The following is a 22,423-nucleotide window of genomic DNA, read 5'->3' on the forward strand; positions in this document are numbered from 1 at the left end:
GACTGAATCGACGGAGCCGCTGTTACTCTCCGTAACCATTCTGTGGACAGGGGATCGGGGATGAGATGCGGGTCGACGCGGGGGCGCTGCGGATGTCCGTGCACCGCGACGCGCGGGGCGGGGAGGACGTGCTCATTGAGCTCGCCGGCGAGCTGGACGCGGCCGGGCGGCGCTGCCTGCGTGACCAGATCGCCGAGCTGCTCGGCCGCGGGGGCAGCACGGTGACCGTCGACGTCGGCGGGCTGCGCCGGGTCGACATACCGGGGCTCGCCGCGCTGCTGCGGGCAGACCTGCTGCTGCGGCGGGTCCGCGGCTCGCTGGAGATCCGGTCGGCGACGCCGGCCTTCCTGGAGCTCGTGACGGCCACCGGGCTGACCGGCCGGCTCCAGCTTGTCCCGGCCCCGCCCACCTCACGGGCGCCGGGCGACCTCCCAGCGCGGTCGGCCACCGAGGCACCGACGCCGCCGTCAGGAGGTGCGGCTCGGACGTCTGGAGCAGGTGCGGCTCTGACGTCTGGAGCAGGTGCGGCTCTGACGTCTGGAGCAGGTGCGGCTCGGATCCCTGGGGCGGGACCCGCTGGGACGTCGCGAGTGGGAACAGCGCCGTCGGGTGGGGTCGGGGCGGTGGTCGGTCTGCCCGACCCCGGCTCGGCTTCAGGCGTCGGCGGCTGACACGCGGCCGGCCGAGCGCGTGGCCTTGACCAGCTGGAGGGCGGGGTGGAGCTCGGCTGTGCGGCTCCCGCCGTCGCTCGTCCCGAGCGCGGCGATCAGCGGGACCTCGGCCGCTGCCGGCACGTCGACGGCGCTCGCGGTGGACTCGGTGAGCTCACCTTCGCCGCCGGCGGCATCCGGTGGGGCGCCGCCAGGCACCAGGCGCAACTGCGCTCGTCCAGGGCTGGTCAACCACCTCTCGACCGTGTTCATCAACAGCATGACCAGCATCATCACGAGCGGAAATCCGATCACCAGCGCGGCGGTTGGCGCGGTTAGTTCCACCTGAACACCCCCTGTGCCAAAGGTCCGACAAGTCCGAGAAAGGCGCTCAATCGGCGCGGCGGGCCCGGACCGCGACCAGGTGCCTCATTCGTTTGGTTACCCGTAGTGGTTACTATGTCACCGGGCGCGGTTGTTCTCACCCATGCGGGGTGAGCCCGTCGAGAGTTGTCCTGGTGCGGGCCCCTCGGACACCGGAGGACCCGCAGGTTCGCGACCAGTCCCCGCCGACAGGCCGAGCCCGGTGGATCAGGCTTCGACGGCATTGGCGGGAGAGCCGGTTTCACGCTCTCACCGACGCGTCGTCCCGGCAGCCCAGTAGGCGGGCTCGCCGGGAAACGCCCTGAGTGCCGGGATGGGCCGGACTGGAGCCGATCGGCTGCGCCCTCTCGCCGAGCGGGAGCGGCTCGGACACCTTGGATCGGACACCTTGGACAGGAGCGGCTCGCCCCCGCCGTGGGGGCCGGCCCGCGCCGCGAGCGAGACCGGCATCCGGGCCGAGCAGGGCGCGGCCAGGTGACGGATGCCGTAGGTCATACCGTTCTGCCTGCGCAGCGGCCGGTGGCTGGAACCTCCGAACCCGACCGGGCCGGCCGTCACAATGCGGACCAACCGGCGCACGCGGTGGCCGGGCGCGAAGCGTCGTACGACGGGCTCGAAGCGCCCGTCGTACCCTGCCCTCACCATGTCTGTGTCGTCGTTCGGCTCGTACGAGGGCCACGCCCCCTACGAGTACGGGGGCGATTCCGGCTACCCGCCGGTCGACCAGGCCGAGATGCCGGTGCCGTCCCTGCCGTGGGCGACGGAAGCAGGGCCGGGCTCCGCCGGGCAGGGCGGAGTTCCGGGCGGCTTGGCGGTCAGCCACGTGACCGACTGGCGGATGGCCGCCGACGAGTTCGGCCGCCCGATCCCGCCTCCACCCGGCTACGCGGCGCAGGCCGCGCCGGACGGTCCGCAGCCGCCGACGACGCTGCTTCCGACGGCGCCCTTCCCGCCGCAGGGCCTGCCAGTGGGCCTGTTCCCAGTGCCGGCGGCCTGGTCGCCGAGCGGCTCGCCCGGCTACCAGGCCGCCCAGCCGCCACCCGTCTCGATGCATGCCGAGCGGGCGCCGTTCGAGGTCACGACGACCGCCGGAGTTGACGCCGAGCGGCTCGCCCCCGCACTGCCTGGCGACCACCGTCCCGAGCCGGTCGTGGCCCCGTACGGATCACTTCCGGGGGTTTCGCTGCCCTCGGGCGCCTTCGTGCCGGCGTCGGTGCCGGTCTCGGTGGCGGGCATCGGGGTGGGCCTGACCGCGCTGGACGACGGCGGGATCGGCGTCGACCTGCCGCTGCCACACCCGTCCCGCGAGATGGACCGGCCGCCCGGGACGGACCGGCCGTTCGTCCCGGACCAGCCCTACGGCCCCGGCCAACGCTATGAGCCTGACCAGTACTACGGCCCCGATCACCGCCACGGGCCGGACCAGCGCCACGGGCCGGACCGGTCCCGCGCGCCCGAGCTGTCGTACGGCCTGGACCCGTTCCATGGGCCGGACCAGTCGAGCCGACCCCGGCCGGAGGCACCGTCGGAGCCCCAGCGGCTCGGCTATGGGCCGTCGGCGCGCTCCCCTCAGGGCCCGGCGCCGGTGGCGGCCTCGGACTGGGAGGTCGTCGACGGGGCGGAACTGGCGGCGGCGGGACCCCCGGACGAGCGTTCGCCGACGCTGGCTGAGCCGGCAGCTGTGACGTCGCCCCCTGTGCTGGCCGGCCTCGCGGCGGCGGCCGCGGCGGTCCAGGCGGTGGCCGCCCTCGGACAGCCGGCGGCCGCCGACGGAGGCGACGGGCTCGCGGCCGGCACGGCGACCGGCCCGGTGCCGCTGGAGCCGTATCGCGGCCGGCGCCAGGTCAGCCCGCAGGACCTCGCGGCCAGGCACGCGGTGGTCCGTGAGCAGGTCGACTACGCGCTGGCGGAGATCGCCCTGGCCAAGGCCGCGTTCCGCCGGGCCTGCGAGGACACCGGCCGGCCCGGCTGGCCGTTCCGGGACACCGAGGTGGACCTGATGCGCCGGCCGGCGGTGGCGCACGCGCTGTTCTGCGAGCTGGCCGGTGTCGAGCGGCTCCGGGTCTGGGCACAGGAGCTCTACTGGCTTCAGGAGCAGACCCGCGGCTTCGCTTAGGTGCCGGTCTGTCGTCCAGCTACTGACTTCCTGGCCTCACCCGGGCTGACCAGCGGTAGATTGCCGCCAGGCATCTTGGGGGAGGGCTGTGATCAATCGTCGGAGTGCTGGCGGACCCATGGCCGCTCGCTTGCGGCTGCGGTCATCAGCGGGTCGAGCATCACCACGACCGGCCGGGAACTGACTACTGCCGCTACGACTGCGGGCATTACGGCCGAGTCACCCGGCCTGAGCCAGGCCGGGTCGCCACGGTGAAGTCGAGAGCGGGACGGCCGAGGCTGCCGGTCCTGGCCGCGTTGCGGCGGACGATCAGCGCGGCGGGCTCAGCATGACGACCGTGGTGTCCGGGCCTTCGAGGTTCTCGAAGGCCCGGTTGGCCAGCGCGGCGGCGGTGACGTTTCCCCTGCGGTGGTAGCGCTCGATCGCGCCCGCCAGGCTCACAGCCGCCTCGTCCTTGCGGTCGGCCCGGTGCAGTACCTCGGCGTGGGCCAGCAGCGCGACCGCCTGGCCGTCCAGATCGTCGGTCTGGCCGGACAGGTCGACGGCGGTCTCGGCGAACCGCAGCGCCTCGGCGTCGCGGCCCCGGATCGCCAGTAGCCGCGCGTGCACTCCGCACCAGCCGGCCTGCGCGGGCAGCTGGTCGGAGGCGGCCGCGTCCCGGCAGCGGGTGACGTACTTGCCGGCGTCGTCGAGCCGGCCCAGCGCGAGCATGACCTCCGCCAGCGCGGCTGCCCGGGTCGCGAGGTACGCCCGCTCGCCCATCTGCGACAGGTGCCGGCAGCTGCGGCGCAGCTCGCGCTCGGCGGTCGTCAGGTCGTCGGCGAGCACGGCCACCCTCGCGACGACAAACCCGCTGTGCAGCGGGTCGAACCGCGGTCCGCGCAGGTCCCAGACGATCTCCTCGGCGTCCTTGAGGTGGGTTCTCGCCGCCTCCATGTCCCCGGACATCGCGGTCAGCACGGCGAGCTGGGCGAGCAGCGCCCGGCGCTGGCCACGGTCGTCGCCGGCGGCGTCCAGGGCTGACGTCGCGATCCCAATCGCGTCGCCGACGGTCCGCGGTGTCCAGCTCAGCAGGCCGATCAGCTCGCGGCGCAGCGACTGGGCAGCCCTCGGCACGCCCGAGTCCTCGGCGTGCCCGACCGCCATCTCCATCGCCTTCTCTGCCGCGCCGAACTGGCCCGCGGCCGTGTAGGCAGCGGCCTGGCTGCGGCAGGCGAGCGCCGCGCCGACCTCGTCGCCGTCGCGGACGAAGTCGGTGAGCGCCTCGCCCGCCTCTTCAAGCGTCGTCGCGACGAGGCCGTCGGGTTCGGTGGAGAACAGCACTCGCAGGTGGGCGAGGCGGGCGTGCGCCCGTAGCCCGTCCTCGCCGGCGCGGCGCGCCCGGTCGGTGACCTGGCGCAGGATGCGGTCGGCGTCGGAGAGCCGGCCGAACGAGTACAGTGCCCAGCCCAGGTCGATCTCGGCCCGCAGCCGCAGCGGCTCCAGCTCCGGTAGCAGCACGATCGCGCGCTTGAGCAGCTGGGCGGCGCCCATCTCGTCGCCCTGGCGGACCCGGTCGGCGGCCTCGATCAGGCAGCTGGCGGCCTGCCGGCCGAGCTCGACGGTCGCCGCGTCCCGTTGGCCGAGCTCGACCCGGTAGCGGTAGGCCTGTTCCAGGTGGTAGCCGACGAGCTCGTCGTGCTCGCCCGGCCCGCCGACCATTCTGGCCTGCAGCCAGCGGGCGAACCGCTCGTGCAGGTCGGCGCGCTGCCGCTTCGAGGTTGCCTGGTAGGCGCAGTCACGCAGCAGCACGTGCAGGAAGCGGTACGCCTCGACGCCGGGCAGGTCGGAGCGGTCCGGGTGCACGAGCTCCTTGCGGACCAGGGCCAGGCAGTGCGCCGCGACCTGCGGGCGTTCCTCCGGCTCGGAGAGGTCGACGACGGCGTCCAGGTAGAACCGGCCACCGACGACGGCCGCCCGCTCCAGCACCTGCCGCTCGGCGGTGACCAGCCGGTCGAGCCGGGCCGCGAGCAGCGCGGAGATCGTCGGCGGGACCTTGACGTTGCGCAGGCTGCCGGTGGCCGTCCAGCGGTTGCCGTCCCGGCGCAGCAGGCCGTCGTCGACCAGCGCGGCCACCATCTGCTCGACGAACAGCGGGTTGCCCGACGCCGACGAGGTGATCCGCGCGACGAGCGCCGGGTCGAGGTCGTCGGAGCCCATCAGGCTGCGGATCAGCCGTTGGCAGCGGGCCTCGGTGAGTGGTTGCAGCAGCATCGAGGTGGCGTTCAGCTTGCCGCCGCCCCACTGCCGGCGCTCCTCCAACAGCTCGGGCCTGGTCAGGCACAGCAGCAGGATCGGCGCGTCGCGGGACCAGTCGGTGATGTGCTCGATCAGGTCGAGCAGGGTCGGCTCGGCCCAGTGCACGTCGTCGAAGCAGAGCACCAGCGGGCGGCGTTCGGCCAGCGCGTGGAAGAAGGTGCGTACCGCCCAGAAGCTTTCCTGGGTGCCGACCTCGGCGCCGCCGAGGCCGACCAGCGGTGCGAGCGCGGCGACGACCTCGGGCGCGCCGACGACGCCCAGCTCGTCGAGCAGCTCGCGCAGCCGGCGCTTGCCCTCCGGGGCCGGCGAGTCCGCCGACATCCCGGTGGCCTGGCGGACCATCTCCATCAGCGGCCAGTAGGCGATGCCCTCGCCGTAGGACAGGCAGCGCCCGGACAGCACGGTCGCCCGGCTCGCGACGCCTTCGCAGAACTCCTTGACCATCCGTGACTTTCCGATGCCGGCGGGGCCGAGCACGGTGAACAGATGACAGATCCGTTCCTCGACGACCGCCTCGAAGGCGTCCTGGATGCGTCGGCGCTCCCGGTTGCGCCCGATCACCGGGGCGGCCAGGCTCAGCGACGGCGTCCGGCTGCCCGGTCCCGCGGTGGGGTCGACCAGGCCGAGCAGGCGGTGTGCCCGCACGGGGTCGCGTTTCCCCTGTACGACCATCGGCGGCACGCTGTCGACAGTGACGCTGTGCCGGGTCAGCCGGTAGGTGGCGTCGCCGATCAGGATCTCGTCGGGGGCGGCGGCGACCTCCAGCCGGGAGGCGACGTTGACCGCGTCGCCGGTGACACCGCCGCCGGCGACGGTGACCTCGCCGGTGTTGACCCCGATCCGGACCCGCAGGCCGATGCCCCAGCCGCGGTGCAGGTCGAGGTTGAGCTCCCGCAGCCGGGCCCGGATCTCCAGTGCGGTGCGCACGGCCCGCAGTGAGTCGTCCTCGTGCAGGACCGGGATGCCGAAGACGGCGAAGACGGCGTCACCGATGAACTTCTCGACGGTGCCACCGTGTGCGTAGATCGCCTCTCTGGCGAGGTCGAAGAACCGCGACATCACCTGCTGCAGCGGCTCGGAGTCGATGTTCTCGGCCAGCCGCGTCGAGTCGGTGATGTCGACGAACAGCACCGTGACCGTCTTACGGGTCCCGCTGACCGCGGTGGGGAGAGCGTTCCCGCAGGCGGAGCAGAACCGGGAATCATCCTGGTTCTGCCGCGCACATACCGGGCACCGCACCATGTGCCGGATGGTAGGCCGAACGGGTGGCCCGGCGGCGGGGGATCTCGGCATCGGTCGGCTGCGCGGTGATCCGTCCCACATCGGCGCGTCGTGGGGCTTTTCCCTGGCCCAGGGGTGGGGGTTGCCTGAATCGCCCGATTGGTCGTTCATCCGCGCGAGCCCCGGCGCGGCGCGGCCCATGCCCAAGCCAAGCCGTGCCTCCCGCGGGTGCGGCATTCGGTCGGTACCACCATAGTCAGCGGCGCGCCGACGACCCTCGTCAGGAGATGTCGGCCCAGCGCAGGTCGCCGTTCGGTTCACGCAGGCAGGCGATCGGACGCCCCGACGGGTCCCGCTGGACCTGCCCCAGGTCCGAGCTGGCGCATTCCGAGCCGGGCGCCGGCCCGCTCGGCTGCGGCTTGGGCGGCGAGTCCGACCAGGCGCCCAGACCGGCAGAGCCCGCTGCGCCGGCGACCGGAACGCAGAAGAGCGTCAGCCCGTTGATCGCCGCCTGCGGGGTCGAGTCCTGGCTCGGCTGGCATGGCTCGCCGACGAAGACCGGCGAGGCGGCCACGTTGGGACTGGCGGCCGGCTCGGAGGCATCGGAACCGCCGGGGCCGCCGCTGGCCGTGCCGGCCGCGGCGCCCCCGGCCGCGCCCGAGGCCGCGCTGGACGCACCGGGTGACGGCTCGGTCTCGGTGCTCGGCGCGGGGGCTGAGGCGGTCGTCGTGGCCGGACCTGGCCCCGCGTCACTCGCCCCGGCGGCGGGACCGCCAGGTGCGGTGTTCGCGGCGGACGTGGCGGTGCTCTGGCTTCTCTCGTGCCCGCATCCGGCGAGGGCGCCGAACAGTGCCGCGGCAAGCATCGCCGGCAGCACGCCCGCCACAACCGCCTGGTGAACCCGCGTCCACCCGGCCACGGCGCACCCTCCTCCCACCCGGCGGACCGGGCCGGCACGCCAACGGGGCGGGCGCCACCCGGTGGCGATGCGCTTACAAGCTATCGCGTTGTGTAGCGGGGCGTGTTCCGCTCGGCCGCCTCCGTCGGGGTCTCACCACCCAGCTTAGGCATGCCATTGATCGTTGGTTGCTGCTTCGTCTTTCGTCCCGCGACACCCACCCCCTCCGTGGTGTCTGTGTGTTGCATCACAGGGAGTGGCCGTTGGCGGGTCGGTTGACCTGCCATCCCTTGTCTCCCCGGCTGGCTCGCATGTCGATCGCGACCGGTGGAGGCCGCGAAGACGGGTTTGCTCCTGGGTTACTCGCTAGTAGCATGGGTACGACGTACTCACCAGTAACAACGCCGACGGGCCCTGTGCTCGAACGTCGGCAAGGGCCTGGGGCAGGGCGGCGCGCGGCTACGGCCGAGCGGGTGGCCGATACCCGGGCCCGCATACGACATGGGGGCGGCCATGGGGCACTACCGGAGCAACCTTCGGGACATCGAGTTCAACCTCTTCGAAGTGTTCAAGGTCGACCAGATCCTGGGCACCGGCCCGTTCGAGGAAATGGATCGGGAGACGGCGCACGAGGTCCTCGTCGAGCTCGAGCGGCTGGCGACCGGACCGCTGGGCGAGTCGTTCGCGGACGCGGACCGCCATCCCCCTCAGTTCGACGCGGCCACCGGGACCGTCCGGCTGCCCGAGTCGTTCAAGAAGTCCTACCGCTCCCTTGAGGAGGGCGAGTGGTGGCGTCTGTTCGTGCCCGCGCACCTTGGCGGCCTCGGCGCCCCCCCGACCGTCGCCTGGGCCGCCTCCGAGCTGATCCTCGGGTCGAACCCGGCCGTGTTCATGTACATGGCCGGCCCGACCTTCGCGGGGATCCTCGACCGGCTCGGCACCGAGTCGCAGAAGAAGCTCGCCGCTCAGGCGATCGAGCGGCAGTGGGGCGCGACGATGGTGCTGACCGAGCCTGACGCTGGTTCGGACGTGGGCGCCGGGCGGACCAGGGCCGTCCAACAGCCCGACGGCACCTGGCACATCGAGGGCGTCAAGCGGTTCATCACCAGCGGTGACTGGGATATCCCCGAGAACATCTTCCACATGGTGCTTGCCCGGCCGGAAGGCCACGGCCCGGGCACCAAGGGCCTTTCGATGTTCATCGTGCCGAAGTTCATGCCCGACCCGGAGACGGGTGCGCCGGGGGCCCGTAACGGCGTCTACGTCACCAACGTCGAGCACAAAATGGGCCTGAAGGTCTCGGCGACCACCGAGCTGCGCTTCGGCGAGAAGGCGCCCGCCGTCGGCTGGCTGGTCGGCGACATCCACGACGGCATCGCCCAGATGTTCCAGGTGATCGAGCACGCCCGGATGATGGTCGGCACGAAGGCCATCGCCACGCTGTCCACCGGGTACCTCAACGCGCTGGAGTTCGCCAGGACCCGGGTCCAGGGCGCCGACCTCGCCGCCACCGACAAGGGCGCGCCGCGAGTGACGATCATCCATCACCCGGACGTCCGCAGGATGCTCATGGCGCAGAAGGCCTACGCCGAGGGCATGCGGGCGCTGGTGCTCTACACCGCGTCCTTCCAGGACACCGTCGCCGCCGCCGAGGCCGAGGGCGGCGTCCCCGGGACGCGGGCAGCGCTGTCCGGCGCGGACGGCTCGGCCGCCGAGCGGGCCGCCCGGATGAACGACCTGCTGCTGCCGATCGTCAAGGGCGTCGGTTCGGAGCGGTCGTACGAGCTGCTCGCCAGCTCGCTGCAGATCTTCGGCGGCTCCGGGTACCTGCAGGACTACCCGGTCGAGCAGTACATCCGGGATGCCAAGATCGACACCCTGTACGAGGGGACGACGTCGATCCAGGGGCAGGATCTGTTCTTCCGCAAGATCGTAAGGGATCAGGGCCAGGCGCTGACCGCGTTGCTCATCGACATCCAGGCGTTCGCCAAGGGCGACGCCGGTAACGGCACCCTCGCCAAGGAGCGCGACCAGCTCGCCACCGCGCTGGAGGACGTCCAGTCGATGGTCGGGGCCCTCGTCGGCTTCCTCACCGCCGCCGCCGAGACCCGCGACGAGGTCTACAAGGTGGGTCTCAACACCACCCGGCTGCTGATGAGCCTCGGCGACCTCGTGATCGGCTGGCTGCTCCTGCGCGGGGCCGAGGTCGCGATCACGGCGGTCGCGGACGGCCCGTCCGCCCGGGACGCCGCGTTCTACCAGGGCAAGATCGCCGCGGCCAAGTGGTTCGCCGCGAACATCCTTCCCGAGCTGCACACCCGCCGGGCCATGCTGGAGGCCGCCGACCTCGACCTCATGGCGCTGCCCGAGGAAGCGTTCTAGCCCTTCCCGCCGGTCCGCCCGACCGGTACCCGCCGGCCGCCTGGTGCTCCCGCACCGGTGGCCGGCGGCGTCTCGGCGGGTGTCCGAGGTGTGACGCGCTGGATTGCCAATAGGCGCGGCGGTTCTTGTGGCAGATCCTGGGTACACGCCGAGCCATGGGAATCATGGTGAGCCTGGTGTTCTTCGCGATCGGAGCGATCTTTACCTTCGCTATCCGAGCCGAGCCCTCCGGCATCAGCCTCGTCGCGGTAGGCGTGATCATCATGCTGGTCAGCGTCGCGGGCTTCGCGGCAGCTGTCTATCGCGACCTCTGGCGGCGGCGCATCTTCGAGGAGTCCATCGAGCAGGGGACGACGCCGCCACTGTCCCCCGACGACGACATCATCATGGTCGAGCCGACGACCCCGATCACCGCGCCGGCCCACGAGTACCCGAACCTGACCGAGCCCCTGTGACCACGGCCGCCCGGGCCGCGCGCGGGGGAGGGAACCCTTCTCCCTCCTGCCCGGAGCGCGCTTCGCCTTCGGCGCCGCGCGGGGACGCCTCGGATGGGGCGGACCTGGTCAGGAGGTCCGGAGGGGCGGGAAAGCCTGATCTAGCTCGTTGCGCATGTCGCGCTTGAGGATGTCGTCGGCCTCCGAGGATGGCTGGCCCTCGAGGAGGAAACGGGCGACGCGCAGCGTCAGGTCGACCCGCTCGGCCAGGTTGAGGGCGCCGGTGAAACGACCGCTCGTCTGACCCGCGGACGACGCGGAGGTGAGGACCTTGGCGACAAACTCGTCCGCGGCCATCAGAGCTTCCACGCGCGTCATATGGGTCACCTCTATTTGTCCCGTGAAGCCGGAGCCGTACTGATACCTGGCTGCGGTCCGCACGTTACCAGGCAGCATCCTGCCGCTGTTGTTCGCCCCACCTGCCCCCTTTGCGCCGGCCCGGGGAGTCTTGGCCGTCATCGCGGCATCTGTTGGGCGGATGCTGCCTGTTCGCGTGCGGACCACCCGTCGCCGTGATCTCCAGGGTCCGCGCGGCGCCGGCCCGCCGCGGTCAGGCGCGGCCACGCCATCAGCTACAGCGGGCCTGGTCAGCCCCAGGCGAGCAGGAGGGCGGGGTCGGTCAGCATGGCGGCGACGTCGGCGAGGACGGCGGAACCGAGCTCGCCGTCGACCAGGCGGTGGTCGAAGGAGAGCGCGAGCTGGCCGACGGTGCGGACCGCGAGCTGGCCCTCGTGGACCCACGGGGCCGGGCGGATCGCGCCGACGGCGAGGATCGCGGCCTCGCCCGGGTTCAGGATCGGCGTGCCGATGTCGACGCCGAAGACCCCGATGTTGGTGATGGTGATCGTGCCGCCGCTGAGATCCGCGGGCGTCGCCCCGCCGGACCTGGTCCGGGTGGTCAGGTCGTGCAGGGCCTGGGCGAGCCCGGCGAGGCCGAGCCGGTCAGCCTCGGGGACATTCGGCACGAGCAGGCCTCGCGGCGAGGCGACCGCGATGCCGAGGTTGACGGCGGCGGAGACGACGATCTCCGGGTCACCGACGCCGCTCTCGGCCCAGGTCGCGTTGATCATCGGGTGGCGCCGGACCGCGGCCAGCAGTGCACGGGCGACGAACAGCAACGGCGTCACCTTCAGGCCGGCGAACTCGGGCAGCGCGGCGATCCGGTCGCGGACCGCCAGCGTCGCCGTGAGGTCGACGGAGACGAACTCGGTGACGTGCGGCGCGGTGAAGGCGCTGCTCACCATGGCCCGCGCGGTCGCCCGGCGCACGCCGGCCACGCGGATCCGCCACGTCCGGCTGGCCTCGTCGAACGTGGCCCCGGCCGGGACCCAGCCGATGGGCTCGGCCGGCTGGCCGGCTGGCCGCCGCGGCGCCGGCCCGGTGCTCGACGCGGCGCCGTCAGGTCGTGCGGTGATGTCAGGTCGTGCGGTGATGTCAGGTCGTGCGGTGATGTCAGGTCGTGCGGTGCCGTCAGGACGTGCGGTGATGTCAGGTCGTGCGGTGATGTCAGGTCGTGCGGTGATGTCGGGCGGCACGGTCCGTGGCCCCCAGCCGGGCGCGGCAGGCGCTCCGGGCGAGGTGGCGAAGGATCCGGCGGGCCTGGGCGGCGCCGGAGACGTGAGCCGAGTGGCTGCCGACGGCGGTTCCGGATGACCGAGGACGCCGGCAGCCGCCTCGACGTCGTGCCGGCTGATGGTGCCCGCGGGGCCGGTGCCGACCAGCCCGCTGAGGTCGACACCCAGGTCGCGGGCCAGGCGGCGCACGGGTGGCTTCGCCAGCGCGGGTCCGCCGTCGTGCGGGTGGTCTGACGGCGTGGCGGTGGCGGCCCGGCCTCCGGCGGGCCGCCTGATCGCGGCCTGGGCGCCGGTGGCGGCCGCCGCGGGGTGATGGCGGCGGCGGGCTCGGCCGGGGCCGCCTGGCCCGCCGGCGGCAGCGGCGCGCGGGCCGTAGCCGACGAGCATCGGCTCCCGGCTGCCACCAGCCGCGCCGGCCGGCGCCGGAACGGTCGCCCCTCCCGGCGGGTTCGGGGTGCGGGCGGCGGTGCCGCCCGGCCGGGCGGCACCGGTCCTTGGCGAACCGTCGGTCGGGGCCATCTCGGCGGTCTCGTCGTCCTCAATGGTGACCAGGACGGTTCCCACCGAGATCGTGTCGCCCGCCGCGCCATGGGTCGCGACCAGCCGGCCGGCGAACGGGCTTGGCAGCTCGACCACGGCCTTCGCCGTCTCCACCTCGACCAGCGGCTGGTTGACGGTCACCTGGTCGCCGGCCGTGATCAGCCAGTGGACGATCTCTGCCTCCGCGAGCCCCTCGCCCAGGTCGGGGAGCCGGAACTCTCGTCGCGCCACCGTGTCTCCATCCAGGGCTCAGCAGGTGAGGGGGCTCAGTCAGCGGGGGCGCTCAGCTGCTGAGGGGTGCCCAGGACCTGAGCGTCGTCCGTCGGGCCGGGGCTCAGTAGGTGAAGGTCCGGTCCACGGCGTCGAGGATGCGGTCGACGTCGGGGAGGTAGCTCTCCTCCAGCCGGGACGGCGGGTACGGGGTGTCGAAGCCGGTGACCCGCAGGACCGGCGCCTCCAGCGAGTAGAAGGCCTGCTCGGTGACCCGGGCGGCTACCTCGGCGGAGAGTGAGACGTTCGACGGCGCCTCGTGCACCACCACCAGCCGCCCGGTCCGCCGGACCGACTCGACCACCGGTTCGAGGTCGAGCGGCGACAGCGTGCGCAGGTCGATGACCTCCAGGGACCGCCCGTCCTCGGCATCGGCGATGAGCGCCGCGTCCAGGCAGGTGCGCACCATCGGCCCGTAGCCGACGAGGGTGGCGTCCGAGCCTGGCCGGACCACCCGGCTGCTGAACAGCGGCGCCGGCACCCGGGCCGCGGGAACCGTCGTCGACCCGGCCCGCGCGTCCGCCTCGGCGATCCCCAGAACGACGGGGTCGACCTCGTCCTTCTCCCAGTAGCGCCGTTTCGGTTCCAGGAACACCACCGGGTCGTCGGCCGCGACGGCCTGCTGGATCATCACCTGGGCGTCGGCCGGGTTGGAGCAGGTCACCACCTTCAGCCCGGCGGTATGGCAGAAATACGCCTCCGGCGACTCGCTGTGGTGCTCGACCGCGCCGATCCCGCCGCCGACCGGAATCCGGATCGTCACCGGCATCCGCATCCGTCCGGCCGAGCGGTAGTGCAGCTTGGCCAGGTTGCTGACGATCTGGTCGAACGCCGGGTAGACGAAGCCGTCGAACTGGATCTCGCAGACCGGCCGGAAGCCGCGCATCGCCAGCCCGATCGCCGTGCCGATGATCGCGGACTCGGCCAGCGGGGTGTCGATCACCCGGTCCTCGCCGAACCGGGCGCGCAGCCCGTCCGTCACCCGGAAGACGCCGCCGAGCCGCCCGACGTCCTCTCCCATCACGACGACCTTGGGGTCGGACTCCATCGCCGCGCGCAGCCCGTTGTTGAGCGCGCCGGCCAGCGTCAGTGTGGGCACGATGCCTCCGGACCTGGGACCTGCGGCGGAGCGACTGGCCGCCCGCCGTTGCGCCGTGCTGCCTCGCTCGGTGCCACCGCCTGGGCGGCTGGCACAGGCGCGACGGAAGTCTCGGCCCCGGCGGCGGGCGGGGCACCGTCCTCCCGCGACGAGGCCGCGGGTGGCCGGGGCGACGAAGCGGACGCGGACGGGCCAGTCGGGCCGGGAGCCGTGGAACCGCCCTGGTGCGGGTGATCGTCCGGGTAGGGGTCGCGCAAGCGTCCGGGTCCCGGGGACGGGTCGTCTGGGTACGGATTGTGCGGGTACGCCTCGGCGGCATCCAGATCCGCGTTCGTGAGGCCGGCGCCGTCCGTGCCGGCGGCGAGCAGGTCGGCGAGATCGGCCCGTTCGGCCGCCAGGAGCTGGCTCTCCTCGACGGTCACATGGTCGAACAGCGTGAGCGGCGCCGGGTCCGGCAGGGCCAGGCACCGGCGGCGCAGGTCGGCGGCGAGCTCGTCGGCCCGGGCGGCGATCGCGGTCTCACCCGCCGGGTTCAGCGCGTCCTGGGCGACGAGGTGGGCCCGTACCCGGGCGATCGGGTCGCGCCGGGCCCAGTCCGCGACCTCGGCGGCGTCCCGGTAGCGGGTCGGGTCGTCGGCGGTGGTGTGCGCACCCATCCGGTAGGTGACCGCCTCAATGAGTGTCGGCCCGTCACCTGCCCTGGCCCTTTCCAACGCCCAGCGGGTCGCGGCCAGGGTGGCGAGGACGTCGTTGCCGTCGACGCGCACGCCGGGGAAGCCGTAGCCGACGGCCCGTTGGGAGATCGGCACCCGTGACTGGTAAGAGGTCGGTTCAGAGATCGCGTACTGGTTGTTCTGGCAGAAGAAGACGACCGGTGCGCCGAACACGGCCGCCCAGCCGAACGCCTCGTTGACGTCGCCCTGGCTGGAGGCGCCGTCGCCGAAGTACGTGATCGTGGCGCATTGGCCGCCGTCCCGGGTGATGCCCATCGCGTAGCCGGTCGCGTGCAGCGTCTGCGCGCCGACGACGATCGCGTAGAGCGCGAAGCCGTGGTCAGCGGGGTCCCAGCCGCCGTGCGAGACGCCGCGGAAGAGCCCGAGGATCGCGACCGGGTCGACGCCCCGGCAGTAGGCGACGCCGTGTTCGCGGTACGACGGGAAGGCCATGTCATCCGGCGCGAGGGCCCGGGCGGAGCCGACCTGGGCCGCCTCCTGGCCGCGCAGCGGAGCCCAGAGCCCGAGCTCACCTTGGCGCTGCAGCGCGGTGGCCTCCTCGTCCAGCCGGCGGACGACCACCATGTCGGTGTACAGGTCCAGCAGGCCCGCGACGCCCACGTCCGCGACGTGCGCCTCGATCTCACGCCCGGACGCCGCCGCCACCCGCTGCCCGCTGGGCGTGAGCAGCTGCATCAGCTCCGTCACGTTGGCTAACGATAGGACGGTCTCCTGTAACGGCAAGCCAGAAACGCCTTACTGATCAACGAGCGGTGGGGTGACGCCGCCGATCCCTGCGGGCCGAGGCCGAGGCTTCGGACGCGATCCGCGCCGGCGACAGGGCGCCGTCCGGTAGAGGCCGGGTGAGGTCGGTACGGTGACGGCGTGAGCGGATCCGAGGAACCAACCGTGCCCACCGCGAGCCCGGCCGCCCGGCCGTTGGTCGACGGTGCTGTCCTTGGCCGGGTCGGCGTCTGGAGCGGGCAGTTCGACTTCTCGCCGGCCACCGTGGTGCGGGAGGCCGTCGCCGAGCTCGACGAGCTGGGCTACCCGACGGTCTGGACCGGCGAGGTCAAGGGCCGGGAGGTGCTGGTGACGGCCGGGCTGATGCTCGCCGCCACGGCCCGGATCACCGTCGCGACCGGCATCGCGCAGATCCTGGCCCGCAACCCGCTCACGATGGCCGCCGGCCAGCTCGCCCTGGCCGAGGCGTTCCCGGGGCGGTTCGTGCTCGGCCTCGGGGTCTCGCACGCCGAGCTGATGCAGATCCGCGGCGCGCCGTACACGAAGCCGCTCGGCCAGATGTCGGCCTATCTGGCTGAGATGGACCGGATGGCCTCCGAACAGTACAGGGCGGTACCTCCGCTGACCGAGCCGCCGCGGGTGCTGGCCGCGCTCGGGCCGAAGATGCTGGAGCTCGCCCGCGACCGGGCCGACGGGGCACACACCTACTTCGTGCCGCCCGAGCACACCGCGGCCGCTCGCAAGGCGCTCGGCTCCGGCAAGCTGCTCGTCCCCGAGCAGGCGTTCGTGCTCGACACGGACACCGAGCGGGCCCGGGAGCTGGCCCGCCGGCATACCGGCTCCTACCTGCGGCTGCCGAACTACACCAACAACCTGCGCCGTTACGGCTACACCGACGACGACTTCGCGAACGCGGGCTCCGACCGGCTGGTCGACATGATCGTCCCGCATGGTGGTCCCGAGATGCTGGCGGCGCGGATCGCCGAGCATCTGGACGCGGGCGCCGACCAGGTCGCCATCCAGGTACTCGACTACGACCGGCGCGGCCTGCCCCGCCGCCAGTGGCGCGAGCTCGCGCCGGCCCTGCTCGCCCTGTAGGCGACGGGCGACGCGTGCTGCGGCCTCGCCTTCCATGATCTGGTGGATTTCCGGTAGCCCCGACGACCGGGAATCCACCAGATCATGATTCGGTCCGCCGACCGCCGCGAGCCGGCCGGCGGGTCGATGGCAAGTGGTCTGTCGGTGTCTGCGTACCGTGTCCTCTGGCTGGGGAGCCGGAACGGGCAGGGTGGAGCTGCGGTGCCGTCGCGCGGGGATCAGGGCAGGCCGGACGCCTCCGGTGTGGGCGTTCGCGCCCCGGAACGCCGCGAAGGTCCCAGGTTCGGCAGGTCATCGGGCGCCGGCCAGCGCCGGATGGATGGCCGCCGCGGTCCGGGTGGCCGGCCTGGTCCGGGTGGCCGGCTCAGCGGGCCGGCGCGGGCCGCGGCCGCGCTGACGGCCGTCGGGTTGGCCCTGGCGGGCTGTGGGCTGCTCGGCGGGTCGTCGTCCTACGCCCCGTCCGGTGGCGTCGATGCCGGGGCTTCGACGGGCGTGGCGGACCAGGCGTCCGCGTCGACGACGGCGAACGTGCCGCCGGGCGGGACGCAGCGGGCGCCGACCGGTCAGCCGGTGACGCTGCAGTTCGGTGGCGACGTGCACTTCGCCGGTTCGGCGGCCGCGGCCCTGAACGGCTTCGGCCCGATCGTGCCTGAACTGTCGGCCGCCGACCTCACCATGGTGAACCTGGAGACCGCGATCACCGATGGTGGCGAGCCGGCGGACAAGGAATTCACCTTCCGAGCCCCGTCCCGGGCGTTCACCGCACTGCGCGGCGCCGGCGTCGACGTCGTCACGATGGCGAACAACCACGCGATGGACTACGGCGTGACCGGCCTGCGGGACACGTTGAGCGCCGCCCAGGCGGCCAACTTCCCGGTCGTCGGGATCGGCGCGGACGACACCGCCGCGTTCCGGCCGTACAAGGTCACCATCAAGGGCCAGCGGATCGCGATCATCGCGGCGACCCGGGTGCTGGACGACAACCTGGCCGCCGCCTGGACGGCCGGGCCGGGCAAGCCGGGCCTGGCGTCGGCCAAGGACATGACGGAGCTGCTGGCCGCGGTGCGAGCGGCGCGCGCCGAGGCGGACACCGTCGTGGTGGACCTGCACTGGGGCGTCGAGACCCACAGCTGCCCGGGCACCGACCAGACCGGGATCGTCCCGCAGCTGGTCAACGCCGGGGCTGACATCGTCGTCGGCTCGCACGCCCACGTGCTCGAGGGCGGCGGCTGGCACCCGTCCGGCGCGTTCGTCGACTACGGCCTGGGCAACTTCGTCTTCTACTCCTCGGGCATGGGCGCGAGCACGCAGAGCGGAATCCTGCGCCTCACCGTCCAGGGCCGGGCGGTGACCCAGGCCCAGTGGCTGCCGGCCCGGATCTCCGGCGGCCTGCCCAGGCCCGCGACCGGGGTCGACGCGCAGCAGATCGTGGGCACCGTCGGCTCGCTGCAGCAGTGCGCCGGCCTCAACCCGAACCCACCCGCCTGGGGCGCCATCCCCGCGTCATCCGCCATCCCCGCGTAATCCGTCCCGCCCGTGGCGGCCCCGACCCACGGCTGACCGGCCCGGTGGGGCTATGAGCAGCGGGCGAGGACGCGCAGGGTGCCAGTGCCGGGGTAGTCAAAGGTCTGCGTCGCGCACCAGCCCGCGGCGCGCAGGCTCGCGAGCTCGCCGGCCGTGCCGGCCCGGTCGTAGACGAGGACGAAGAGCAGCAGCCGGTCCGGCGTCGGGCCCCGGCGCGCGGCGAGTGCGGCACGCGCCTCGCCCTTGCCCACCGCGGTGAGGAACACCGTCGCACCGGTGGGCACGCGCGGCCCGACCGGCCCAGGCTGCTTCGCCGACGACGCGAGGAAAGGCCCGTCCGCGCTGACGTCCATGGCATACAGCCAGCCGGACCGGGCGAGCCGGCCGCCGGCCACGACGACATCGCCCGGGCGGTAGAGCCGCCGGGTCTGGGTCGTCGCGTCGACCATGAGCGCCACCGGGCGGATCTCGCCGCGTTCCCGCCACAGCGGCCGCAGCGCGCTCGCCGACGCGGCCGGCGTCGCCGCGAGCACGACCAGGATGGCGACCAGCGCGGCTCGCGCGACCTCCCGGCCCGGCCGGCCGAGCCGGTGCCAGCCGGACGCGGCCAGCCGGCAGTACCGGACCAGGGCGCCCAGGCCGAGCCTGCGGGCGGTCGAGGCCCGTCGCCGGACGTGGTCCAGCTGGGCCAGGGGGTCGCGGGTGCTGGCGCGGCGGGCGAGGCGGTCGCCACCGGTGCCGACGACCGTGACCAGCAGTGGGACGAGGAAGAGGTTCGTGCGGTTGGCGCCGAAGGGCCAGTAGCGGCCGGCGCTGGCGGCAAGGGCGAGCACGAGCGCGCCTAGCACGGCCGCGACCACGTACCCACCGTCGTCCGCCGTCGCCGGCCGGTCGGACGGGCGGTGCGCGCCGCCGATGCCCCAGACCGTCCGGCTGATCGTGCTCCCGCGGGCCAGCGCGGCCGCGCCGACGAGGAACGCCACGGCGGCGGCGGGGGCGAGCAGCCAGGCCGCCGCGAAGGTCGGGTCGGTGGCCGGGTGCACCAGGTTCGGGTCGTACCGGTCGACGCCGGTCGGGGCGCCGCCGAAGATCCGGACCAGCTCACGGGCGACGAAACGCAGGCCGCCCAGCGGACCGCGGCCGGCCAGGAACTGGGTGTTCCAGAACTGGCTGGCCCGCTGGCTCGACTGATGGCCGATGAACAGCCACGTGTGCAGCCCACAGATCACGACCGCCGGCGCCGCGGTGGCCGCGGCCCACAGCCGGTGGCGCCAGCCGACTCGCCAGCTCCCGTAGCGGTAGCCGTAACCGGCGGTCACCACGTCGACGGCGGCCAGCGGGATGACCAGGAGCGCCGCCGGAACGGAGAACAGTGCGACCAGGCCCGCGGCGGTGCGCCAGCCGAGCCGCCGGTGCCACGGGGCCGTGCTCGGCGCCCTGACCCACAGCCAGACGATCACGAGCGAGGCGAGCGCCTCGACGCTGTACGGCTTGAGCTGGGTGCCGAGGTCGACCACGACCCCGGACAGGCCGAGGCTGGCCGCCGCCAGGCCGGCCGCCACCGGACCGGCGAAGCGGCGGATGAACGCGTACGTGACGACCGGCAGCGCCACCAGCGCCACCAGTTCGGGAACCCGCAGAGCCCAGGCGTGCCAGCCGGCGACGTCGCCGACGAGGCGGATGAGCACCGCCCAGCCGAGGGCCGACGGCGTGTTCGCCTGCGCGAGCTGGGACCAGTACGTCGACGGCGGCGCGGACAGGAAGTGCGGCCGCCAGATCTCGTCGTACCAGAGCGGCCTGGCCAGCATCGTGTGCAGCACGGCCAGCACGGCGACGACCGCGCCGGCCAGGGCGGCGGGCACGGCGATATCCACAGCCGCCCGGGGATGCCGACGGGCCGGCGGGCGCGGGGCCGGCGGGGTGACGGTCCCGGCGTCGGGGCCGCGCGAGGCCTCTTCCGGGCCTCCCGGCTCGGCTACGCCGGGTAGCGGCTCCTTGGTCGACTCGACGCTGGCATCCACAGTTGAGAGAGGCTTATCCACAGACCTTGTCCACAGAGTGCGTTGGGCTGTGGAAATCCTCCCGCAGAGTGTGGATGACGAGGTGCCCGGGGCCTCTGGCGACCGCAGCCTGTTAGCGCTGCGTGTACGTCGACAGGAAGTGGCCGATCCGGCCGATCGCGGCGGTCAGGTCGTCGACGTTCGGGAGGGTGACGATCCGGACGTGGTCGGGGCTCGGCCAGTTGAAGCCGGTGCCCTGCACCAGGAGGATCTTCTCGGCCCGCAGCAGGTCCAGAACGAACCGCTCGTCGTCCGTGATCGGGTAGACGTCCGGGTCCAGCCGCGGGAACGCGTACAGCGCGCCGCGCGGCGGCACGCAGGTGACCCCGGGGATGTCGGCCAGCAGCTTCACCACGGTGTCGCGCTGCTCGCGCAGCCGGCCGCCGGGCAGCACCAGGCTGCCGGCGCCCTCGTCGTTCCCCAGTGCCGCGACCACCGCGTACTGGCCGGGCACGTTCGCGCACAGCCGCATGTTCGCCAGGATGTTGAGACCCTCGATGTAGCTGCTGGCATGCTGGCGCGGGCCGGAGACGACCATCCAGCCGGCGCGGAAGCCGGCGAGCAGGTACGACTTCGACAGCCCGTTGAAGGTCACGCAGACCACGTCCGGCGCGAGCGCCGCGGTGGACACGTGCTCGGCGTCGTCGAAGAGCACCCGGTCGTAGATCTCGTCCGAGAAGAGCATCAGGTTGTGCTGGCGGGCCAGCTCCACGAGCGCCTCGACGGTGGCCCGGTCGTAGACCGCGCCGGTCGGGTTGTTCGGGTTGATCAGCACCAGTGCCCGGGTGCGGGGGGTGATCCTGGCGGCGACGTCCTCGATGTCGGGGGCCCAGTCCGCGGACTCGTCGCACAGGTAGTGCACCGGCCGGCCGCCGCAGAGGCTGACGACCGCCGTCCACAGCGGGTAGTCGGGCGCCGGCAGCAGCACCTCGTCACCGTTGTTGAGCAGCGCCTGAAGGGACATCATGATCAGTTCGGAGACGCCGTTTCCGAGGTAGACGTCGTCCGGCCCGATGCCGGCGATGCCCTTGCGGCGGTGGTAGTCGACGACCGCGGCGCGGGCGGCGGGAAGTCCCTTGGAGTCGCTGTAGCCCTGTGCGCTCGCGAGGTTCTCCATGACGGAGGCGAGGACCTCGGGCGGCGTGGAGAAGCCGAACGGAGCGGGGTTCCCGATGTTCAGCTTCAGGATCCGCTGGCCTGCGGTCTCCATCCGGGTCGCCTCGTCGAGGATTGGACCTCGGACGTCATAACAGACGCCGGCGAGCTTGTCGGACTGGGTGAACTCCATGCCATCCAGGGTAGGCCGGCTGTCCACGGGTTTATGCACGCCCAGTGGCCGCGGGAGGCCGCGTCACCCGCGCCGAGGGGAGCCTCGGGACCCGTATCGGCCCATTCTAGGCTCCTATTTTCACCCGCAGTGACCGTGCCTGCGTCCAGCGACACCACGGTGTGTGCAGAGACGACGGTCACCCGCCAACGGGCGGGCCTTCGGTTCAGGCGCCGAGGATCCCCGCCTTGGTCGCGGTCGGAGTCGGTGTGGGCGGCGCCTCGCTGGTGGGGACCGCGGTGGGAGACGGAGGCGGGGTGGTCGCGGGTGGCGGCGGCGAGGTGGTCTGCCTGGCCGGGGTGGTCGGCGCCGCGGTCTGGCGGGCGGCCGCACTGGACGTCGGCCGAGCCGAGGCGGAGGGCGTCCCCGTCGCGGGCGGTGCGGCGGGCGTGACGCCGGCCGAGGGGGCCGGCGCCGAGAAGGTGGCCATGGGCTGCCCGACCCGGGTGGCGAGCGCGGACCACTGCGCGTCGCCCTTGGTCAGCCCGGCCTTCACACGCTGCTGGATGGTGGAGACGGGCGCCGCCGTGCCGTCGAACAGGTTCCCGCAGGCCGCGACGCCGTCGCCGTAACCGTCGAGTCCACCGTCGAACAGGTCCTGGGCCGCGCTGTCCGGGCCCGGGGGGAGCGCGCGGGCCTCCGTGACGGCGTCGGCGAGGGCGCTGCACACCGGCTGCAGGGCCGTTCCGTTCTGCCCGGCCAGGTCGGTGCGGATGGCCGCGACGTCGAGCGCGACGAGTTGCCGGATGGCCTGCGTGCCGATGTACCACCGGGTCAGTGCGTCGCTGCTGACGGTTGATGCCGCGAATGCGCTGCCGCCGCTGTTCGCCGTCGAGTCCGCGGGCTTAGGGCCGGCGCAGGTGGTCAGCACCCCAGCGACCGCGATGAGGATGGCTCCGGCGAGGGCGAACGGCTTCCATAGTTCGCTGGGCTCCCCGTCGGCCTTTGCACGCAGGCTCAGCCGAGGGACCGCCATCCGACCGTTCTCCTTCGAGTCACCGGCGTCAGCCAGTAGCGCGTACGAGTCGGCA

At 73.1% G+C, this 22,423-nt stretch carries 14 protein-coding genes and 2 pseudogenes; 6 read left to right on the top strand and 10 right to left on the bottom strand.

From position 1 onward, the window contains the following. Positions 1 to 65: 65 nt before the first annotated feature. A pseudogene (locus FRADC12_RS13765) lies at positions 66 to 392 on the top strand (STAS domain-containing protein); the annotation flags it as partial. A 261-nt stretch (positions 393 to 653) separates the two neighbouring features. Here FRADC12_RS13765 and FRADC12_RS13770 read toward each other — a convergent pair. Beyond that, a complete protein-coding gene (locus FRADC12_RS13770) occupies positions 654 to 995 on the bottom strand; it encodes a hypothetical protein (protein ID WP_157488853.1) in 342 nt (113 codons plus the stop codon). 682 nt (positions 996 to 1,677) lie between these two features. Here FRADC12_RS13770 and FRADC12_RS33120 point away from each other — a divergent pair. Then, the gene (locus FRADC12_RS33120) at positions 1,678 to 3,150 is read left to right on the top strand and encodes a hypothetical protein (protein WP_232303777.1); all 1,473 of its coding nucleotides are present in this window, start codon (positions 1,678 to 1,680) and stop codon (positions 3,148 to 3,150) included. A gap of 309 nt (positions 3,151 to 3,459) precedes the next feature. Here the strand turns inward: FRADC12_RS33120 and FRADC12_RS13780 are convergent, their stop codons facing one another. Together FRADC12_RS13780 and FRADC12_RS13785 are read right to left on the bottom strand one after the other, a co-directional pair. After that, positions 3,460 to 6,690, bottom strand: coding sequence for an ATP-binding protein (locus FRADC12_RS13780; RefSeq protein WP_045876965.1), 3,231 nt, complete (start codon positions 6,688 to 6,690; stop codon positions 3,460 to 3,462). Positions 6,691 to 6,949: 259 nt separating this feature from the next. Continuing rightward, complete coding sequence (locus tag FRADC12_RS13785; RefSeq protein ID WP_045876966.1) at positions 6,950 to 7,588, bottom strand: hypothetical protein; 639 nt, start codon at positions 7,586 to 7,588, stop codon at positions 6,950 to 6,952. Positions 7,589 to 8,080: 492 nt separating this feature from the next. On the opposite strand from FRADC12_RS13785, the gene FRADC12_RS13790 reads away from it, so the two are divergent. Further along, complete coding sequence (locus FRADC12_RS13790; protein ID WP_045876967.1) at positions 8,081 to 9,949, top strand: acyl-CoA dehydrogenase; 1,869 nt, start codon at positions 8,081 to 8,083, stop codon at positions 9,947 to 9,949. A 155-nt stretch (positions 9,950 to 10,104) separates the two neighbouring features. Further along, entirely contained in the window at positions 10,105 to 10,404 is a 300-nt protein-coding gene (locus tag FRADC12_RS13795) for a hypothetical protein (protein ID WP_232303778.1), read from the top strand. Positions 10,405 to 10,512: 108 nt separating this feature from the next. On the opposite strand, the gene FRADC12_RS13800 is transcribed toward FRADC12_RS13795, so the two are convergent. The 4 genes and pseudogenes from FRADC12_RS13800 to pdhA all read right to left on the bottom strand — a co-directional run. Beyond that, positions 10,513 to 10,761, bottom strand: a complete 249-nt coding sequence (locus tag FRADC12_RS13800; protein WP_045879560.1) for a hypothetical protein — start codon at positions 10,759 to 10,761, stop codon at positions 10,513 to 10,515. Positions 10,762 to 11,030: 269 nt separating this feature from the next. Further along, positions 11,031 to 12,788, bottom strand: coding sequence for a dihydrolipoamide acetyltransferase family protein (locus tag FRADC12_RS13805; protein ID WP_045876968.1), 1,758 nt, complete (start codon positions 12,786 to 12,788; stop codon positions 11,031 to 11,033). Positions 12,789 to 12,891: 103 nt separating this feature from the next. Further along, positions 12,892 to 13,926 carry a transketolase C-terminal domain-containing protein gene (locus FRADC12_RS13810; RefSeq protein WP_084010719.1) on the bottom strand — a complete coding sequence of 345 codons (1,035 nt, stop codon included), beginning with the start codon at positions 13,924 to 13,926 and terminating at the stop codon, positions 12,892 to 12,894. 356 nt (positions 13,927 to 14,282) lie between these two features. Further along, positions 14,283 to 15,335: pseudogene (gene pdhA / locus FRADC12_RS13815) on the bottom strand (pyruvate dehydrogenase (acetyl-transferring) E1 component subunit alpha); the annotation flags it as partial. Positions 15,336 to 15,548: 213 nt separating this feature from the next. Here pdhA and FRADC12_RS13820 point away from each other — a divergent pair. Then, positions 15,549 to 16,481 (top strand): LLM class F420-dependent oxidoreductase, encoded by a 933-nt coding sequence (locus tag FRADC12_RS13820; protein WP_232304163.1) that lies wholly within the window; start codon positions 15,549 to 15,551, stop codon positions 16,479 to 16,481. Positions 16,482 to 16,796: 315 nt separating this feature from the next. Further along, positions 16,797 to 18,005 carry a CapA family protein gene (locus tag FRADC12_RS13825; protein WP_349305866.1) on the top strand — a complete coding sequence of 403 codons (1,209 nt, stop codon included), beginning with the start codon at positions 16,797 to 16,799 and terminating at the stop codon, positions 18,003 to 18,005. A gap of 50 nt (positions 18,006 to 18,055) precedes the next feature. On the opposite strand, the gene FRADC12_RS13830 is transcribed toward FRADC12_RS13825, so the two are convergent. The 3 genes from FRADC12_RS13830 to FRADC12_RS13840 all read right to left on the bottom strand — a co-directional run bounded on the left by FRADC12_RS13830 (position 18,056) and on the right by FRADC12_RS13840 (position 22,368). Beyond that, positions 18,056 to 20,026, bottom strand: coding sequence for a glycosyltransferase family 39 protein (locus tag FRADC12_RS13830; RefSeq protein ID WP_232303779.1), 1,971 nt, complete (start codon positions 20,024 to 20,026; stop codon positions 18,056 to 18,058). Positions 20,027 to 20,138: 112 nt separating this feature from the next. After that, entirely contained in the window at positions 20,139 to 21,353 is a 1,215-nt protein-coding gene (locus tag FRADC12_RS13835) for a pyridoxal phosphate-dependent aminotransferase (protein ID WP_045876971.1), read from the bottom strand. 205 nt (positions 21,354 to 21,558) lie between these two features. Beyond that, a complete protein-coding gene (locus FRADC12_RS13840; protein ID WP_052710900.1) occupies positions 21,559 to 22,368 on the bottom strand; it encodes a hypothetical protein in 810 nt (269 codons plus the stop codon). Positions 22,369 to 22,423 lie beyond the last annotated feature (55 nt).

The organism is Pseudofrankia sp. DC12, from assembly GCF_000966285.1.
In the GTDB taxonomy this organism is placed as follows: Bacteria; Actinomycetota; Actinomycetes; order Frankiales; family Frankiaceae; genus Pseudofrankia.

Bases quoted from the DNA above. Each gene is read 5' to 3' on its own strand.
- FRADC12_RS33120 (WP_232303777.1), top strand. From the start codon at position 1,678: ATGTCTGTGTCGTCGTTCGGCTCGTACGAGGGCCACGCCCCCTACGAG.
- FRADC12_RS13780 (WP_045876965.1), bottom strand. From the start codon at position 6,690: ATGGTGCGGTGCCCGGTATGTGCGCGGCAGAACCAGGATGATTCCCGG.
- FRADC12_RS13790 (WP_045876967.1), top strand. From the start codon at position 8,081: ATGGGGCACTACCGGAGCAACCTTCGGGACATCGAGTTCAACCTCTTC.
- FRADC12_RS13795 (WP_232303778.1), top strand. From the start codon at position 10,105: ATGGGAATCATGGTGAGCCTGGTGTTCTTCGCGATCGGAGCGATCTTT.
- FRADC12_RS13800 (WP_045879560.1), bottom strand. From the start codon at position 10,761: ATGACGCGCGTGGAAGCTCTGATGGCCGCGGACGAGTTTGTCGCCAAG.
- FRADC12_RS13825 (WP_349305866.1), top strand. From the start codon at position 16,797: ATGGATGGCCGCCGCGGTCCGGGTGGCCGGCCTGGTCCGGGTGGCCGG.
- FRADC12_RS13835 (WP_045876971.1), bottom strand. From the start codon at position 21,353: ATGGAGTTCACCCAGTCCGACAAGCTCGCCGGCGTCTGTTATGACGTC.
- FRADC12_RS13840 (WP_052710900.1), bottom strand. From the start codon at position 22,368: ATGGCGGTCCCTCGGCTGAGCCTGCGTGCAAAGGCCGACGGGGAGCCC.